This is a genomic window from Mycobacterium sp., assembly GCF_035314665.1.
Classification (GTDB): Bacteria; Actinomycetota; Actinomycetes; order Mycobacteriales; family Mycobacteriaceae; genus Mycobacterium.
In genome coordinates this window covers 1-2,552 of record NZ_DATFZD010000299.1, presented here as the reverse complement: position 1 = coordinate 2,552, position 2,552 = coordinate 1, and the positions used below count along the sequence as shown (strand labels likewise).

At 67.8% G+C, this 2,552-nt stretch carries 2 protein-coding genes; both read left to right on the top strand.

Annotated features, from left to right (window positions below):
• Positions 1–124 precede the first annotated feature (124 nt).
• Positions 125–1,507 (top strand): IS1380 family transposase, encoded by a 1,383-nt coding sequence (locus VKI00_RS20970; protein ID WP_324440813.1) that lies wholly within the window; start codon positions 125–127, stop codon positions 1,505–1,507.
• Between the two features lie 208 nt (positions 1,508–1,715).
• Positions 1,716–2,552 (top strand): phosphoribosyltransferase (locus VKI00_RS20965; RefSeq protein WP_324440811.1); only part of this gene is annotated, 837 nt, incomplete at its 3' end.

Here is a 2,552-nt window from a genome sequence, read left to right as displayed (position 1 = left end):
CTAGCCCGGATCGTTCATGGTTGATCGGGGTTCGCGGCGTGTAGATGCACGGAAGTGCCTGTCCGGGAGGGGATTCTTGGGATTGCGACGTCTCAAGATCCTCGAACCGGAAGGCACTCCGTAGGTGAAGCGTACTTGGTGGTCGGCGGGGTTGTCGGTATCTGGGGATGGGACCGGTGTGGTGGCTCATGCCGGCAGTGCGGGCCTGCGGTTGTTGGCCGATCGGACCGGCCTGACCGGGGAGATCTCCAAGGCACTGACGCGGCGGTCGTTCTCGCCGCGCCATGACCGTGGCCGGGTACTGGTCGATGTGGCGGTGATGCTCGCCGATGGTGGTGAGGCGATCGCCGATATCGACGTGCTTCGTCATCAGTCGCCGCTGCTGGGTGCGGTGGCCTCGGCGCCGACGGTGTGGCGGACCCTAGCTGAACTGACGCCGACACGGTTGGCCGGCATCGAGAAGGCTCGGGCGCGGGTACGCCGATACGTATGGTCGGCGCTGCCCGGCGGGCTGCCGGTCTCCAAGGTCGCCGACACCGATCTGGGTGAGGTGGTGGTGCTCGATGTGGATGCCACGATTGTCGTCGCCCACAGTGAGAAAGAGTCCGCGGCACCAACATTCAAGGGCAGCTTCGGGTTTCATCCGATCGGGGTGTGGTGTGATAACACCACCGAACTGCTGGCCGCCGCACTGCGACCGGGCAATGCCGGAGCCAACACCGCCGCCGATCACATCGCGGTCCTGACCGCGGCGATCAACCAGATTCCGCGAGCACATCGCCAACAGCTGTTGATCCGCGCCGACGGCGCCGGGTGTTCTCATGCGCTACTGAACTGGCTCAGCGACCTCAACGAGGTCCGGCGCCGGCGCGTCGACTACAGCATCGGCTACCCGATCACCGAGCAGGTCCGCACGGCCATCACGTGGGTTCCCGAGAAGGTCTGGACCCCGGCCGTGGATGCCGAGGGCGGGGTGCGTGCCGGAGGGGATGTCGCCGAGCTGACCGGGCTGCTGGAGCTGTCCGGGTGGCCTGCCGGGATGCGGGTCATCGTGCGCCGCGAACGCCCCCACCCCGGCGCGCAGCTGTCGATCTTCGAAGAACGCGACGGGTGGCGCTATCAGGCGTTGGTCACCAACACTCCCGCCGGACAGCTGGCGTTGTTGGAGGCGCGCCACCGCGCCCATGCCCGCGTCGAAGACCGCATCCGCGCAGCCAAGGACAGCGGACTGGGCCGATTCCCCTCCCGCGAATTCAGCATCAACCAGGCCTGGCTCGTCGCCACCGCGATCGCCGCCGACCTCATCGCGTGGCTGCGCCTGCTCGCTTTGACCGGACACCTGGCAACCGCAGAGCCCAAAGCCCTGCGCTACCGGCTGCTGCACGTACCGGCCCGCCTGACCCACAATGCCCGACGCCGACACCTCCGGATACCGGCCACCTGGCCCTGGGCCAACGACATCGTCGCGGTCTTCGCCCGCATCGCCGCCATCCCTCAACCGGCCTAAGCGCCACCTGCCCACCCACAACCCAGGAACCTGGAGAACCGCCCACCGGCAGCGCCAGCCGGCCATCCACCGTCCCCACCAAACGAAATCCATCCGGCTCAACCTGAACAACCGCCATCAACAGCCCCATGAATGACCGGGGTTAGTCCCCGACAAGTGTGCCCATTCGGCCCTTCGGTGCGTCAACGTATCCCGACACACTTTTGGGATGAAGCAATTCGGCGATCGTGTCGATGCTGGACGCAAACTGGCGCAGCGTGTGGAATCGTTTCGTGGCCAGGACGTCGTCGTGCTTGGTTTGCCGCGGGGCGGAGTTCCGGTAGCTTTCGAGGTCGCCAAGGCGCTACGGGCCCCGCTCGATGTTCTTGTGGTGCGCAAGCTGGGGGTGCCGTTTCAGCCCGAGCTGGCCTTCGGCGCCATCGGTGAGGGCGGGGTGCGGGTGATCAACGACTCGGTTGTGCGTGACGCGCACCTCAGCGATAAGGGCATTGCCGCGGTGGAAAACGAGCAGCGCACCGAGCTGCAGCGCCGCGCGGAACGCTTCCGTCGTGGGCGGGACCGCATCTCGCTGGCGGGGCGGGTCGCGGTGATCGTCGACGACGGCGTCGCCACCGGGGCGACCGCCAAGGCGGCCTGCCAGGTGGCCCGCGCCCAGGGCGCGAGCAAGGTCGTGCTGGCGGTGCCCATCGGCGGGGCCGACATCGCCGACAGTTTTGCCGGGTACGCCGACGAGGTGGTGTGCTTGCAGACGCCGGCGTTGTTTTTCGGCGTCGGGCAGGGCTACCGCAATTTCGCGCAGACCCCCGATGACGAGGTGGTCGCCCTGCTCGATCGCGCCCGCGACGGTTTTCGGGAGGTGGTCGCCTCCGCCAGCGCCGCCGACCCGCCGCTACGCGATGAGGAGGTGCGGGTGGCCGCCGGGCCGGTGTCGGTGGCCGGGCATCTCACGATCCCCGAGCACCCGACGGGGGTGGTCGTCTTCGCGCACGGCAGTGGCAGCAGCAGGTTCAGCCCGCGCAACATCTACGTCGCCGACGTGCTGAAC